Annotated in this window: 11 protein-coding genes; 3 read left to right on the top strand and 8 right to left on the bottom strand. The window is 65.8% G+C overall.

The features are described from left to right. Positions 1-111: 111 nt before the first annotated feature. Together BB934_RS06755 and mutL are read left to right on the top strand one after the other, a co-directional pair. Positions 112-1428 (top strand): glucose-6-phosphate isomerase, encoded by a 1317-nt coding sequence (locus tag BB934_RS06755; protein ID WP_099508950.1) that lies wholly within the window; start codon positions 112-114, stop codon positions 1426-1428. A 345-nt stretch (positions 1429-1773) separates the two neighbouring features. Beyond that, positions 1774-3618, top strand: a complete 1845-nt coding sequence (gene mutL / locus BB934_RS06750; RefSeq protein WP_099508949.1) for a DNA mismatch repair endonuclease MutL — start codon at positions 1774-1776, stop codon at positions 3616-3618. Positions 3619-3632: 14 nt separating this feature from the next. Here the strand turns inward: mutL and BB934_RS06745 are convergent, their stop codons facing one another. The 6 genes from BB934_RS06745 to BB934_RS06720 all read right to left on the bottom strand — a co-directional run bounded on the left by BB934_RS06745 (position 3633) and on the right by BB934_RS06720 (position 11652). Next, a complete protein-coding gene (locus tag BB934_RS06745) occupies positions 3633-4034 on the bottom strand; it encodes a PilZ domain-containing protein (protein ID WP_157934066.1) in 402 nt (133 codons plus the stop codon). A gap of 202 nt (positions 4035-4236) precedes the next feature. Next, complete coding sequence (gene mgrA / locus BB934_RS06740; RefSeq protein WP_099508947.1) at positions 4237-5280, bottom strand: L-glyceraldehyde 3-phosphate reductase; 1044 nt, start codon at positions 5278-5280, stop codon at positions 4237-4239. A gap of 31 nt (positions 5281-5311) precedes the next feature. Then, entirely contained in the window at positions 5312-6355 is a 1044-nt protein-coding gene (locus BB934_RS06735) for a zinc-dependent alcohol dehydrogenase family protein (protein ID WP_099508946.1), read from the bottom strand. A gap of 261 nt (positions 6356-6616) precedes the next feature. Beyond that, on the bottom strand, positions 6617-8761 hold the full coding sequence (locus BB934_RS50445; protein WP_099508945.1) for a calcium-binding protein: 2145 nt from the start codon (positions 8759-8761) through the stop codon (positions 6617-6619). Positions 8762-8860: 99 nt separating this feature from the next. Beyond that, complete coding sequence (rsmD, locus tag BB934_RS06725; protein WP_099508944.1) at positions 8861-9418, bottom strand: 16S rRNA (guanine(966)-N(2))-methyltransferase RsmD; 558 nt, start codon at positions 9416-9418, stop codon at positions 8861-8863. Between the two features lie 167 nt (positions 9419-9585). Next, entirely contained in the window at positions 9586-11652 is a 2067-nt protein-coding gene (locus BB934_RS06720; RefSeq protein WP_157934065.1) for a pseudouridine synthase, read from the bottom strand. 106 nt (positions 11653-11758) lie between these two features. On the opposite strand from BB934_RS06720, the gene BB934_RS06715 reads away from it, so the two are divergent. After that, positions 11759-12187, top strand: coding sequence for a nucleoside deaminase (locus BB934_RS06715; RefSeq protein WP_099508943.1), 429 nt, complete (start codon positions 11759-11761; stop codon positions 12185-12187). A 5-nt stretch (positions 12188-12192) separates the two neighbouring features. Here BB934_RS06715 and BB934_RS06710 read toward each other — a convergent pair whose 3' ends face one another. Both BB934_RS06710 and purD read right to left on the bottom strand, forming a co-directional pair. After that, positions 12193-13101 (bottom strand): alpha/beta fold hydrolase, encoded by a 909-nt coding sequence (locus BB934_RS06710; protein WP_099508942.1) that lies wholly within the window; start codon positions 13099-13101, stop codon positions 12193-12195. A 149-nt stretch (positions 13102-13250) separates the two neighbouring features. Further along, on the bottom strand, positions 13251-14528 hold the full coding sequence (gene purD, locus BB934_RS06705; RefSeq protein WP_099508941.1) for a phosphoribosylamine--glycine ligase: 1278 nt from the start codon (positions 14526-14528) through the stop codon (positions 13251-13253). Between the last annotated feature and the right edge of the window lie 321 nt (positions 14529-14849).

Here is a 14849-nt window from a genome sequence, read left to right as displayed (position 1 = left end):
TGATGGCTGGAACGCCTCATGCACGACTGGGGATGTCATTCTCAACCCTAGCCTCCGCCGCCTCTCTGCCCTAATCTTTCGCTCCCGCTTTGAACGAGTCGGAGTACGCATATGGCCCTGCAGCAATCGATCGATCTTGCCCTTGACGCCAATATCGGGGCAGGCGGCCTGTCTCAGGTGGCGGTCGACGATGCGTTGGGGCTTGTCGGCGAGGCCATGAAGCGGCTTGCCGAGGACGATGCTTCGGGCCGGCTGCCGCTGCTGCACATGCCGCGCACCACGGACGATCTGGAGAGCATCCGCGAAGCGGCCGCCTTCCTGCGCAACGATGCGACCGATGTGGTCGTCCTCGGCGTCGGCGGGTCGAGTCTCGGCGGGCAGACGCTGGCGCAGCTGAAGGATTATGCGGTGCCCGGCACCGGTCGCTTCGCCGAGAGCCCGCGCATCCACTTCCTCGACAATCTCGACCCCATCACCTTCGACCGCATCTTGCACAAGCTGCCGCTCTCCTCGACCAAGTTCGTGTCGATCTCGAAATCCGGCGGCACGGGCGAAACCCTGATGCAGACCATCGCGGTGCTCACCGCCCTGGAAAAGGCCGGTCTGCGCTCTCACCCCAACGACCTGTTCCTCGGCATTTCCGAGCCGCGCAGGGACGGGGTCAAGAATGCGCTGCGCGATCTTCTGGAGCCCGAGGGTGTGCGCTTCCTGGAGCACCATACGGGCATCGGCGGGCGCTATTCGGTTCTGACCAATGTGGGCCTTCTGCCGGCGGCTGCGCTCGGCCTCGACGTTCAGGCCATCCGGCAGGGCGCCGCGGATGCCTATGAGCCCTTCCGCAACGGCGCTGCGGCCAAGGATGCGCCGGCGGCTTTGGGCGCTGCGCTCAACATCGCGGCGGCGAAGGCCGGCAAGGGCATCGCCGTGACGATGGCCTATGCCGACAGGCTCGAACGCTTCACCCGCTGGTGGGTGCAGCTCTGGGCCGAGAGCGTGGGCAAGGACGGCAAGGGCACGCAGCCCGTCGCCGCCATTGGGCCCGTGGACCAGCACAGCCAGCAGCAGCTCTATCTCGCCGGCCCCAACGACAAGCTCTTCACCGTGCTGACCACCGGCGTTGCCGGCAAGGGCCCTGTCATGGATGCGGCCCTGGCCAAGCGCTCGGGCCAGGCGGGCTTTGCCGGCAAGACCATCGGCGACCTTGTCGCCGCCCAGGGCCGCGCCATGGCCGACACATTCGCCAAGAACAGCCGCCCGACCCGGCAGATCCACATCGAGACCCTGAACGAGCGCGCGCTCGGCGAGCTTCTCATGCATTTCATGCTGGAGACGATCCTGGCCGGCTACGCCATGGGCGTCGACCCGTTCGACCAGCCCGCCGTGGAAGAGGCGAAGATCCTGGCGAAGGAATATCTGGAGCAGAGTTGAGCCGAGGTGTCGTTTCGGACGGCGCAGGCGATCCGGGATGCTTGGACGGATAAAGCACTGTCATCCCGGGGCCGCGTAGCGGAGCCCGGGATCCATAAGCGCTGACGATGCAGAACGATGCGCGACGTGGATCGCCTCGTCCTGAGACGTCGTGGTTCTGGATCCCCGCCTGCGCGGGGATGACAGTGTCGAGGTGCCCGCGCTTTATTCTGCACCCGATCCCGGATCCGCTTCTCCGTCCGGGATGACGATGGAAGAGAGCAGGGGAATAACGTCGCGCGTTCTGGTTTCCGCCGCCTTCAGCCCCTATCTTCTCCTCTCCGAATCTGAAGGTCCGACGTTCTCATGCATGTCCGCCGCCTCGATCCCATCCTCGTCGACCGCATCGCTGCGGGCGAGGTCGTCGAGCGTCCGGCGGCCGCCGTGAAGGAACTGGTCGAGAACGCCGTCGATGCGGGCGCGACGTCCATCGAGATCGCCGTGGAAGCGGGCGGGCGGCGACTGATCCGCATCGTCGACGACGGCCGGGGCATGACGCCTGAGGATCTGGAACTCGCAGTCGAGCGCCACGCCACCTCCAAGCTGCCCGATGGCGACCTGTTTTCGATCAACACCCTCGGCTTTCGCGGCGAGGCCCTGCCGTCCATCGGCGCGGTGGCGCGTCTCTCCATCGTTACCCGTACGGCGGAGGCCGAGACCGGTTCCTCCATCGTCGTTGAGGCGGGCGTGAAAGGCCCCGTGCGCCCCGCGCCTGCGCCGAAGGGCACCCGCGTCGAGGTGACCGATCTCTTTGCCGCGACGCCGGCGCGTCTGAAGTTCCTGAAGAGCGACCGCTCGGAGGCGCAAGCCGTGGCGGAGATCGTCAAGCGGCTTGCCATCGCGCACCCCACCATCCGCTTCACCCTGTCGGGCGAGCACATCACCGCTTTTACCTATCCGCCGGAGGAGCGCGGCGAGCACGGCTTCCTGCGCCGACTCTCGCGGGTGCTCGGCGCGGAGTTCCACGAGAACGCCATGAGCATCGGCGTCGAGCGCGAGGGCGTGCGGCTCACCGGCTTTGCGAGTCTCCCGACCTATCATCGCGGCACCGGAACCTCGATCCATTTCGTCGTCAACGGGCGGCCTGTGCGCGACAAGCTGCTGCTCGGCGCGGTGCGCGGCGCCTACGCGGATGTGATGGCCTCCGACCGGCATCCGGTGCTCGCCATCATGATCGATCTCGATCCGCGTGCGGTGGATGTGAATGTGCATCCCGCCAAGACAGAAGTGCGTTTCCGCGATCCCGCTTTCGTGCGCGGCTTCGTGGTCGGTGCGCTGAAGGAGGCGATCACGCGCTATGCCTTCCGCGCGTCGTCGACCGGCGGCACGCGCACGCTCGAGAGCCTGCGTCCGCAAGGCGCGATGCCGCTGCGCCCAGCCTATCCGCACCGCACGCACGCGATCCGTCCCACCAGCGCCTTCGCCAATTGGCAGTCGCCGCTCGATGCACAGGAACGATCCTATGCATCGGGCCTCGCGGAGAGGCAGGGAAGCCTCTCCGATCTTGCGGCACCGTCCGCCGACAGCCGTGCCAGCTTGCATGATGCCGAGCCGGAAACGGATGAGGCGCCGCTCGGCGCTGCCCGTGCGCAGCTGCACGGCACCTATATCGTCGCGCAGACGCTGGACGGAATCGTCATCGTCGATCAACACGCGGCCCATGAGCGCCTAGTCTACGAGCGCCTGAAGCGCGAGCGCGCCGCCTCCGGCATCGGGCGGCAATTGCTGCTGATTCCGGAAGTGGTCGATCTCGATCCCGTCGATGCGGATCGCGTGCTCGCCGAGGCTTCCGCTCTTGAAAGCCTCGGCCTCGTCGTGGAGCCATTCGGCCATGGTGCGCTGCTGGTGCGCGAGGTGCCGTCCGCGCTCGCGAGCGGGCGCATCAAGGCGCTGGTGCAGGATGTGGCCGATGCCTTGGCCGAATGGGGGCAGGGCGCTTCGAACCCGCTCGAGGAGCGGCTCGATGCCGTGCTCTCCCGCATGTCCTGCCACGGTTCGATCCGCGCGGGGCGGCGTATGCGGCCGGAGGAGATGAACGCGCTTCTGCGAGAGATGGAAGCGACGCCGCTCTCGGGCCAGTGCAACCATGGCAGGCCCACTTACGTCGAGCTCAAGCTGACGGATATCGAGCGGCTGTTCGGGCGGCGCTAACTCTAGAGCCGAGATTAGGCGGTCTGATAAATCTTGAGGCGCTTGCGGGCCGGAGCTGCCGCAAGATGGGTGGGCATGGCAGCCTGCTCGAGGCAGACCTCGAACGGCGACAACTCGGGCGCCGCCAGCGCCTGCGCGGCTTCCGTCTCGTCAAGGCTGAAGGCGATGCCGGCATAGCCGTCCTTGCGCCAGCACACCCGCGCCCTGCGGACCTGCAGGTCGTGAGCCGCGATGAACAGCTCGAAAGTCTCGGGCAGATCCATCTGCGGCTTCAGCGCGATCCTGGCACCCCCGGTCGAGATGTCCTTCACCGTGCAGGGGATCATCGCCTCCGGGCCCAGCAGGATCTGCGCCGGATGATGGGCAGAAAAGCGCCTGGCTTGCCGGCGGTTGTCGTAGGCGAGGCTCGAAACCATGGACGCGACCCGGGTTACAATGGTCAATGAAGCTGAGCATTAACTCTTTATTAACCGGCTTCTCAAGTCCCTCCGAAGGGGTATCTCCGAAAGTCTAAGGCTGATTTCACTTCCGCGAAATCAGCCTTCCTGTCCGGCTCGTCGCATTTTTTGACGGCGAACCGGATCCGCTTCGTCGAAAACGCTCTTGGGATCGTCGACGTCAGCGCGAAGGTCCCTTCCGCTCCGCCGAGGAGGCCCAGATGTTGAGGTTTCCCTCGCCGGCGAACCTGTCGATTTCGGCAAGCTCCTCCGGCGTGAACGAGAGGTTTTTGATCGCGCCGATGCAATCGACGACCTGTTCGGGCCGGCTGGCGCCGATCAGCGCCGAGGTCACGCGCCCGCCGCGCAGCACCCAGGCGAGAGCCATCTGCGCCAGCGTCTGCCCGCGCCGTTCGGCGATGCCGTTGAGGCCACGGATGCGCGCGAGGTTGTCCTCGCTGAGGAAGCTCGTGCGCAGGGACTTGCCCTGGGCGGCGCGGCTCTCGTCGGGAATGCCGTTTAAGTATTTCGTCGTCAGCATGCCCTGCGCCAGCGGCGAGAACACGATGGAGCCGAGGCCCAGATCGGCGAGCGTGTCGAGCAAGCCATCCTCCTCGACCCAACGGTTGAGCATGGAATAGCTCGGCTGGTGGATGATGCAGGGTGTTCCGAGCTCGCGCAGGATGGCAACCGCCTCGCGGGTGCGCTGGCTGTTGTAGGAGGACAGACCCACATAGAGCGCCTTGCCCTGCCGCACCGCCGAATCGAGCGCCAGCATGGTTTCTTCCAGCGGCGTGTTCGGATCGAAGCGGTGGGAGTAGAAGATGTCGACGTAATCGAGCCCCATGCGCTTGAGGCTCTGGTCGAGGCTGGAGAGCAGATATTTGCGGCTGCCCCACTCGCCGTAAGGCCCCGGCCACATGCGGTAGCCGGCCTTGGTGGAGATCACCAGCTCGTCGCGCAGGTCGTGGAAATCGTTGCGCAGGATCTCGCCGAACAGCGTCTCGGCGGAGCCGGGAGGCGGGCCGTAATTGTTGGCGAGGTCGAAATGCGTGACGCCGAGGTCGAACGCCGTGCGGCAGATCTCGCGCGCGGTCGCCGCCGACTTGTCCTCGCCGAAATTGTGCCAGAGCCCGAGCGAGATCGCCGGCAGCATCAGGCCGCTGCGGCCGCACCGGTTGTAGAGCATCTCGTCATAGCGATTCTCGGCGGGCAGATAGGCCATCGTTTCCTCCAGGATTTTCAGATCCGGTCGATCAAGCAAAGCGCGTAATGACGCCGATGCCAAGTCCTTCGAATGCATCCATGGCCATCAGCGCCGCGGGCGCCTCGTCGAGGCTCAGATGCTTGCCGACGAGCTTTTGCGGCGCGAGCCTGCCGGTGCGGATCATTTCCATCATGTCTCCATAGCGGAAGGCCTGCATGCCGTGGCTGCCGTAGATCTCGAGCTCATGCGCGATGACCTGCGCCATCGGCACCGGGGCGCGGGCATGATCGCCTACCATCAGGCCGACCTGCACATGGCGCCCGCGCCGGCGCAGGTTAGCGACTGAGTTGAAGCAAGTCACGGGGCTGCCGAGCGCGTCGATGGAGACATGGGCACCGCCCCCGGTGATCTCCTTGACAGTGCCGACCACATCGGGAACCTCGCGTGCATTGACGGTCGCCACTGCGCCCATCTCGCGCGCGAAGGCGAGCTTTTCTTCCGTCAGGTCGACGGCGATCACGTTCGCACCCATGGCGGTCGCGATCATGATGGCCGAGAGCCCGACACCGCCGCAGCCATGGACCGCGACCCACTCGCCGGGCTTCACGCGGCCCTGATCGACGATGGCGCGGAAGGAGGTGACAAAGCGGCAGCCGAGGCTCGCAGCGGTGACAAAATCGAGTTCCTCGGGCAGCGCAACGAGGTTCGTGTCGGCGTAGTCCACCGCCACATATTCCGCGAACGAGCCCCAGGCCGTGAAGCCGGGCTGGAACTGCTGCTCGCAGACCTGATGATTGCCGGAATGGCATTCATGGCAATGTCCGCATCCGCCGACGAACGGCACCGTGACGCGGTCGCCCTTCTTCCAGCGTGTGACGTGCTTTCCGGTCGCAAGCACGGTGCCCGCGAGCTCGTGGCCCGGCACATGCGGCAGCACCACATCAGGGTCGTGCCCCATCCAGCCATGCCAGTCGCTCCGGCACAAACCCGTCGCCTCGACCTTGATCACCACGCCTTCTACCGAGGGCGTCGGATCCGGCACGTTCTGCACGCGCGGCGGCTGGCCGAACTGCTCGAAGAGAACCGCTTTCATGATGGCCTTTCCCCCGGGAAGACGGGTATCGAGGCGGTATAGCGCTTGGCTGAGGGCAGAGCAAATGCGGGGGGACGTTGGCGGCTTTCGTCGTGCTCTTCGGTTCCCGCTGTCATCCCGCGCAGGCGGGGATCGATAAACACGACGGTTCAGGAAAGAGTGAGCAGCGTTACGCCGCATCCTGCGTCGTCAGCGGTTATGGATCCCGGGCTCCGCTTTAGCGGCCCCGGGATGACAGTGCGGGAACGTGAGAAGCGCCGCTCAGATGACGAAGAAGTCGCTGTAAGTCAGCTTGAGGTTCTTGTTGAGCGTGGCGATCTTCACCTGCGCTTTCGAGCCCACGCCATCCTGATCGTAGTAAAGCGCGCCCGTCTTGTTGTCGTAGACGATGCGGTCTTCCTTGTCCTTGGCAGATGTGCCCTTCACGAACATATCGGACTTGAACTTCATCGGCTTGGAGGGCGCGCCCTTGCCGAGCTTGGTGAAGATGGCGTTCTCCAGCCAGATCGCGTCATACTTGGGATTGAAGTCATAGATCCGGTCGACATTGGTGCTCTTGTTCGTCTTGGTGTCGAACACGAAAACGTCTCGGCCTGTGCCGGATCCGCCATAGAGCCGATCGTTGCCGGTTCCGCCATGAATCGTGTCGCTTCCGCCATCGCCGTAAATGCGGTCATCGCCGGAGAATGCCTTGATCAGGTCGTTTCCGCTCAAGCCCTTGAGGGTATTCGTCCCCGCATGCCCGATGATCTCGTTATCGATGTTGGAACCGGTGAGATGAGCTGAGATCTTCGACGAGATGCCTTCGAGCCGGAGCACTTCGATCTGCGCGTCCAAGGCCAATGTGTGGGAAGAACCGACGATCACCGTATCCCGGCCCTCATTGGCGGCCTCCTCGAACACATCGCCGGCCTTGATGGAGTAGGTGTCGTTGCCGCCCCGACCCTTCAGGATCGCGGAACCATTGCCGATGAGAATATCGTCGAAGGACGAGCCAAGCAGGCCTTCGATGGAGACATAAGTATCGCCTGCCGCATCGCCGCCGGTGCCGTTCGAAAGGCTTGCCGTCACGCCGGCCTTTGCATTCACGAAGGAGACGACATCGATGCCTGCGCCGCCATCGATCCTGTCCGCGCCCGCACTCCCATCGAAGGTATCGTTGAAGGCCGTGCCGATGTAGTGATCGCTGCCTGCGGTCCCTTTCAGAAAAACCGCTTCGCTGCGTGCATCGACGATCTGAATCCCGTTCGAGAGATGCGCCGCGAGGCGCCCATCAGCCAATACGGATAATCCCTGAAGCGAGAACTCGCCTTCTGCGGCTGGCCTGCTCACGAGCAGCTTGTCGCTCACGCGTTCTCCCGTTGCCGTAAAGGTCGCTAATCGGACCTCCGACCTGCTCGGGAAAGTGCCTGTGACGACTTGAGCAGCAAGGGCGAATCCGCCGCCGGGAAGGGCGACAACATCCGGCGTGCCGACGGCGGCAGCCTCTGCGACGCTTGTGTAGAATGCGAGAGGCTCACTTCTGATGGGTGTCCCGTCCACGCTGTAGATTTGGAATCTCACTGTCACGACCGGCTCAGATTGCGATCCGTCAATTGCGCCGCTCTCGGCCCACGTCACGACGAATCCGCCGCCTTCAAGGGCGGTCACCTCAAGCGACTTCATTCCCGGCGGGGCGACGATCGGAACGGAGATTTCTTTTAAGACAGTGGGGCCGCCGGCAGCCGCGGGATCGAGGATGTAGATCTTGTTTTCGCTTCCGCTCGTACGGACCGCAGCGGCCACTTTGCCATTTGCGAGAGCTGCAAGATCGATGTGGGACTCGAAGTCGGAGTAACGGTCGGACGGAAGCGTCGACCCGAGGCTCAACGGCGACGAGAGGGATCCATCGGCCTCCAGGATACGCAAAAACGCCTGGCCACCCTCACTGCGATAGGTGGCGACGACACGCCCGTCGGTAAGCGCAAGAGCATCGTCGGCCTTGAAGATTCCCCCCTGGCTCTGGCTGTCGCCGTAGAGTCCTGCAACAGGCTTAAGATCTCCAGCCGACCGCAAATCGCTGCCATAGATTCCGAGCCATGACAGGAACTGTCCGCCTAGTTCGCTGACGGCCAGCGACCAGGTAAGAGCAATGCGTCCATCTGGAAGTTCCACCGCAAATGGATTGGATGAATGTCTCGCCAAGTAGTCCGCAGGAAACTGACTGTAGGCCGGCGTTTCGAGGACCTTTTCCTCCTTCAGCGAGCCATCGGCATCGTAGATCCAGGCTTTGAGAGCGACGTCTTCCGAGGGCGTCCCGACCTTGCCGACCACCAGGAAGGTGCCGTTCCTGAGCGCGGCCATATGGGAGTCGGAGATGCCTGCGGGAAGATCGATCCGGGAGCCCCAGAGAAACGGCGCAGACATGACAACCTCTATCGCAAATCGGAACGCTAGCGCGGAGGCGAAATGTTATTCAGAAATGACGATAGGACAACCTTCTTTTTGTTAGGAGGACATTGCCGGTCACCCCTTAAACCGCCCGAACACCACCTTCGTCTCCCCATAATCCCGCCGCTCGATCTCCTCGAAGCGCTCGGGCAGCGTGACCTCGACGCCCTGCGCCTCTTCCACGATCACGAGCGCGTCGGGCACGAGCCAGCCGCCCTCGGCGCAGGAGCGCAGGGCTTTTGGGGCGAGGTCCTTGCCGTAGGGCGGGTCGCAGAACACGAGGGAGAAGGGGGCGTTGGGTGCGGCCTCGCCCATGCGGGTGGCGTCGCGGCGGAAGAGGCGTGTGGCGCCGCCGGCGCCGAGCGCTTCCACGTTCTCGCGGATGATGCCGCGGGACTGCGCGCCGTCGTCGACGAAGAGCGCGAAGGCGGCGCCGCGCGAGAGCGCTTCCAGCCCCAGGGCGCCGGTGCCGGCGAAGAGGTCGAGCACGCGTGCGCCCTCGATAGGGTCGTCATAGCCGTGCTGGAGAATGTTGAAGAGTGTCTCGCGCAGGCGGTCCGAGGTCGGGCGGATCGCGTCCGAGCTCGGCCCCTTGAGCGAGCGGCCGCGCCAGCGCCCGCCCACGATTCTCATGATCTGAACCTCACTGAGAGAATCTTGCAAAGCTTACATTAAGCCTCATCCTGAGGAGGTCGCACAGTGACCGTCTCGAAGGAGGATCCAGTGCTCTCTGGAAGCTCCTTCGAGACGCAGACTTACGTCTGCTCCTCAGGATGAGGTCGGTATTTGTTCATGGGGTTCTACCGGCGACCGCGCGGGCCGCCCTTGGAACCGCCGCCTTTGAAGCCGCCCTTCGAGGCACCGCCCTTGGATGCGCCCCTGGGGCCGCTCTTGAAGCCGCCGCCGGCACCGCCTCTCGGCCCGCTGCGCGACGGTCCATCGCCGCGCGGAGGTCCACGACGCGGCCGGTCGTCGTCGCCGCGGGCGCGGAACGGGCGCTCGCCCTGCGGCTTGCGCGGACGGTCGTCGCCTCCCTCGCGGGAGCGGAACGGGCGTTCGCCCTGGCGAGCGCGCGGACGATCCTCGGCTCCCTCGGAGCGCGCACGGAAGGGCCGGTCGCCGGCTGGGCGACGCGGGCGGTCGTCGTCACGGCGCGGGCGGGCTTCGGCGTCGCGGTCGCGACGGGGCGGCGCATCGCGGTCGTCACGGCGGCGCGGGCGATCCTCGCCACGGGCCGCGCCACGGCCTCGGCTCGGAGCAGGCGCTTCCTCTTCCTGCGGCTGGCGCACGAGGCGCTCCACCACGACCTTGCGCCCTTCCGCCGATGCGATCGCGCCGACACGCTCGCGCTGACGCTCTCCGGCAGCGGCGCGGGCCTCGCGCGGATCGGCGCCGCGGCGGGGCATTTTCTTGCGCGGCGCATCCTCGTCGGTCTCGCCGGCGCGCCACACGCTCCGTTTCGGATCGAGGCGGGAGGGGCGCTTCTGCGGCTCCTCCTCGTCGCGGCCGCGGCGCTCGCCGTCGCGGGCGCGGAACGGCCGCTCGTCGTCGTCGCGACGGCGGCGCGGGCGCTCCTGGTCGCGGTCGCGGCTGACGCGGGCCGGACGCTCGCTGCGTTCTTCGCGGTCCTGGCGGTCATTCTTCTTCGTGGAGCCGAAGGGCGCGATGGGCTCACGCACCGGGCTTTCGAAATCGACGCCGGCCTCGATCGCGAGCGCTTCGCCGAGCTGGTCCCTCAGCACCTTCGTGCGCACTTCCTCCACGAGCCCGTCTTCAAGGTCGCCGAGCTGGAACGGGCCGAAGGACATGCGGATCAGGCGGTTCACCTGAACGCCCATATGCTCGAGGATGCGCTTGATCTCGCGGTTCTTGCCCTCGCGCAGGCCCATCGTGATCCAGGCGTTGTCGCCCTGCACGCGATCGAGGCGCGCCTCGATCGGGCCGTAATCGATGCCGTCGATGGAGATGCCGTCACGCAGGCGGTCGAGATCGGCCTGGTTGATCTCGCCATGGGCGCGCACCTTGTAGCGGCGCAGCCAGCCGGTGTCCGGATGGGCGATGACGCGGGCGAGCCCCCCGTCATTGGTGAGCAGCAGCAGGCCTTCGGTGTTGATGTCGAGCCGGCCAACCGCCACCACACGGGGCAGATCCTCGGGCAGGTTGTCGAAGACCGTGGGACGGCCTTCAGGGTCGCGGGCCGTGGTCACGAGGCCGCGCGGCTTGTGATAGAGCCACAGGCGCGTGCGCTCCTTGGCGGGGAGGGGCTCGCCATCGACGGTGATCCTGTCGGCGGCGGTCACGTTGATGGCGGGGCTTTCCAGCACCTGGCCGTTGAGGGTCACGCGGCCCTCCGCGATCATCGCCTCCGCATCGCGGCGGGAAGCGATGCCGGCGCGGGCGATCACCTTGGCGATGCGGTCCTCGACCGGTTCCTGCGGCTCGGCCGGGACGGCAGGGCGCTCCTCGCGGGCGCGATGGGGCTTCTCGCCGTCACGGTCGAAGCGGCGCGGACGCTCGTCTCCGGCACGGCCGCGGAAGGGGCGGTCGCCTTCGTCGCGGCGCGGACGGAAAGGCTTGTCCCCGGTGCTGCGGGCGCGGAACGGCTTGTCGCCTCCCTCGCCACGGTGGCGGAAGGGCTTCTTGTCGCCGCTCTCGAAGCGGCGGGGACGCTCGTCGTTGTCGCGGCTGCGGAAAGGCTTGTCGCCGGCCTCGCGGGGCTTGCGCGGGCGGTCGTCGCCGCCGCGGGCGCGGAAGGGGCGTTCGCCGCCCTCGCGGGATTTGCGGAAGGGCCGGTCACCGGAAGTGCGGCCGCGGTCGGAGCGTCCTGGAGGACGGCCCCTGCGATTATCGTCGTTGCTGTCGGTCATGGGAGCCTGATAGCAGAGGAGTGTTGGAGAAGCGAGAGATAAGGAACAAACGCGCTTGACGGACAACGCCGGTTCAAACCCATTCGATCCTCAAGGGAGAGATCCCATGAGCGTGGCCTTCGACGAGGCCCGCGCATCCGCCGCGCGCGGTGAGGTGCCGGTGGGTGCCGTCATCGTCAAGGATGGGGGCATCGTCGCCTGTGCCGGCAACCGCCCGCGGGAGCTGCGCGACCCCTCGGCCCATGCGGAAATGCTCGCCATTCGCCAGGCTTGTGAGGCGCTCGACGACGAGCGGCTGTCAGGCTGCGATCTCTACGTGACGCTGGAGCCCTGCACCATGTGCGCGGCCGCCATCTCCTTCGCCCGCATCCGGCGCGTGTACTATGCAGCTTATGACCCGAAGGGCGGCGCGGTCGACAACGGCGTGCGCTTCTTCGACCAGCCGACCTGCCACCACACGCCGGAGGTCTATGGCGGCCTTCGGGAGAGCGAGGCGGCGGCCTTGCTGCGGGAGTTTTTCGAAGGTCGGCGCTAGAGCGCCTAACCCTTCAAAAACCCCTGCAGCGCCTCGAGCGTCGCGCTCGGGTTCTCCTCGGCCACGAAATGGCCTGAGGTCACGCCGATCCCGGTGGCCTCGGGGGCGAAGCTCCGGTGCCAGATCTCGAGCGGCTGCTTGCGGTCGCCGACGGGGCCGCTGACGAGGTAATAGTCGCTCCAGATCACGTAGGTCGGGCACTGGATCGTCTTGCCGGCGGCGAGATCGGCTTCGTCGGCCTCGATGTCCCGGGTCGCGCCGGCCCGGTAATCCTCGCAGAAGGCGTGGATGCGGGCGGGCTCGTTGCAGCTCTGCCAAAGGGCATGGAGCGCACGGTGATCGAAAGCGCTGAGATCGCCGGCGGCGGACCATTGCCGCATCAAGCCCTCGAAATAGGGGATCGGATCGCGCCCGATCTCCTCCTCCGGCTTCGGATAGGCCTGAGACAGGTAGCCCCAATGCACCTCCGGAATCGTACCCGCCCGCATCTGCCCCCACACGTGATAGGTCGGCAGGATGTCGAGGAGGGCGAGCCGCTCGACGCGGCCCGGATGGTCGAGTGCGAGCCGATACGCCACGCGGGCGCCGCGATCATGCCCGACGACGGCGAAATGCACATGGCCGAGCGCTTCCATGACCTGGATCACGTCGCGGCCCATGGCGCGCTTGGAATAGGTCTCGTGCTTCGGATCGCCCTTCGGCGCGGACGACCAGCCATAGCCGCGCAGATCCATGCAGACGACGCGATGGGTCTCGGCCAGCGTCGGCGCGAGGTGGTGCCACATGGCATGGGTCTGCGGAAACCCATGCAGAAGAACCAACGGCTTGCCGGTTCCTTTCGAACGGGCAAAGACACGCCCGACCTCCGTGTCGATCCAGTGGCTTTCGAAACCGGGAAAGAGATCGTCGCTCATGGCGCGCCGCTCGCAGGTTGCAATGAGAAGGCTCTCAGAAAGCTAGCGTCCTTGCAACGGAAGTGAAATGCGCGGATTGGGAGAAAAGAGAGTACAACGGAAAATAGTGCAACTTCCGTAACGTCATCACTCTCTTGACGTAGGGCGTCTCAGGCCCGCTCGCGCTCCACGGCGCGCCAGCCGATGTCCCGGCGGCAGAAGCCCTCGGACCAATCGATCGCATCGACGGCTTTGTAGGCTTTCTCCTTCGCCTCCGAGATCGTGCGTCCGAGCGCGGTGACGTTGAGCACGCGCCCGCCATTGGCGAGGATCCTGTCGCCGTCCTGCTTCGTGCCGGCATGGAAGACGATGACGTCGGCCATTGCTTCCGCCCTGTCGATGTCCTTGATCTCCGATCCCTTCTCGACCGCGCCGGGATAGCCCTTCGCCGCCATGACAACGGTGAGCGCTGACGCGTCCGACCATTGCAGGGAGATGCTGTCGAGAACGCCGTCGCAGGCGGCGAGCAGCGCGATGACGAGATCGGATTTCAGGCGCGGCAGCAGCACCTGCGTTTCCGGATCGCCGAGGCGGGCGTTGTATTCGATGAGCTGCGGCCCGTCCTTGGTGAGCATCAGGCCCGCATAGAGAATGCCGGTATAGGGCGTGCCGCGCGCGCGCATGCCGGCGAGCGTCGGTTCGATGATCTCACGCATGGCGCGGGCCTGGAGTTCGGGCGTCAACACGGCGGCGGGCGAATAGGCGCCCATGCCGCCGGTGTTCGGACCCTCGTCGCCGTCGAAGACGCGCTTGTGGTCCTGCGCCGTGCCGAAGGGAATCGCGTGCGTGCCGTCGCACAGTGCGAAGAAGCTCGCTTCCTCGCCTTCGAGAAAGGCCTCGATCACCACCTCAGCGCCGGCGGCACCCAGTCCGCCACCGATCATCATGTCGATGGCGCTCTCCGCATCCTCGAAGGAGGTGGCGACCACCACGCCCTTGCCGGCGGCAAGCCCATCCGCCTTCACGACGATCGGCACGCCGTAATTGCGCACATAGATCTTGGCTACCTCTGCATCGGTGAAGCGGCGGTAGGCGGCGGTGGGAATGCCGAACTCGGCGCAGAGATCCTTGGTGAAGGCCTTCGAGCCTTCGAGCTGCGCTGCGGCCTTGCTCGGTCCGAAGGCCTTGACGCCGGCCGCCTTCAGATCGTCGACGAGGCCGACGACGAGGGGGGCTTCAGGGCCGACCACGACGAAATCGATCTTCATCACCCGGCAGAAATCGATCACCGCTCGGTGATCCGTCACGTCGAGCGCCACATTGGTGCCGTGCTGCGCGGTGCCGGGATTGCCGGGAGCGATGAGAAGCTCGTCGCAGAGCGCGCTCGCCGAGAGGCTGCGGGCCAGAGCATGTTCCCGTCCGCCGGACCCGATGAGAAGAATGTTCATGGCCTCAGCCCTCCGTGAAGTGCTTGGGCTATTAAAGGTAGATCGCGCCTTCGCCTACCCGGAAACTGCATGGCTCCTGAACGTCTGGCCTATCGAACTCTGCTCTCATCCTGAGAGTCTGCTTATAAATCAATATCCGTAGGCGACTAGGTGCCGGCGCGTTCTCCCTCCCCCTTGAGGGGAGGGATTAAGGGTGGGGGTGCCGGCGCCAGAGCGTCATAGGTATCGCTCACACCCCCACCTCCAACTCCGCCCCACAAGGGGGAGGAGGGCCCAGGGATCGGACAGCATGATGGGCCGGACTGTCAGGCCGGCGCGGCG

The sequence above is a fragment of the Microvirga ossetica genome (assembly GCF_002741015.1).
In the GTDB taxonomy this organism is placed as follows: Bacteria; Pseudomonadota; Alphaproteobacteria; order Rhizobiales; family Beijerinckiaceae; genus Microvirga; species Microvirga ossetica.
Note: the sequence above shows the minus strand (reverse complement) of the source record. Positions and strands in the feature narration are given on the sequence as shown.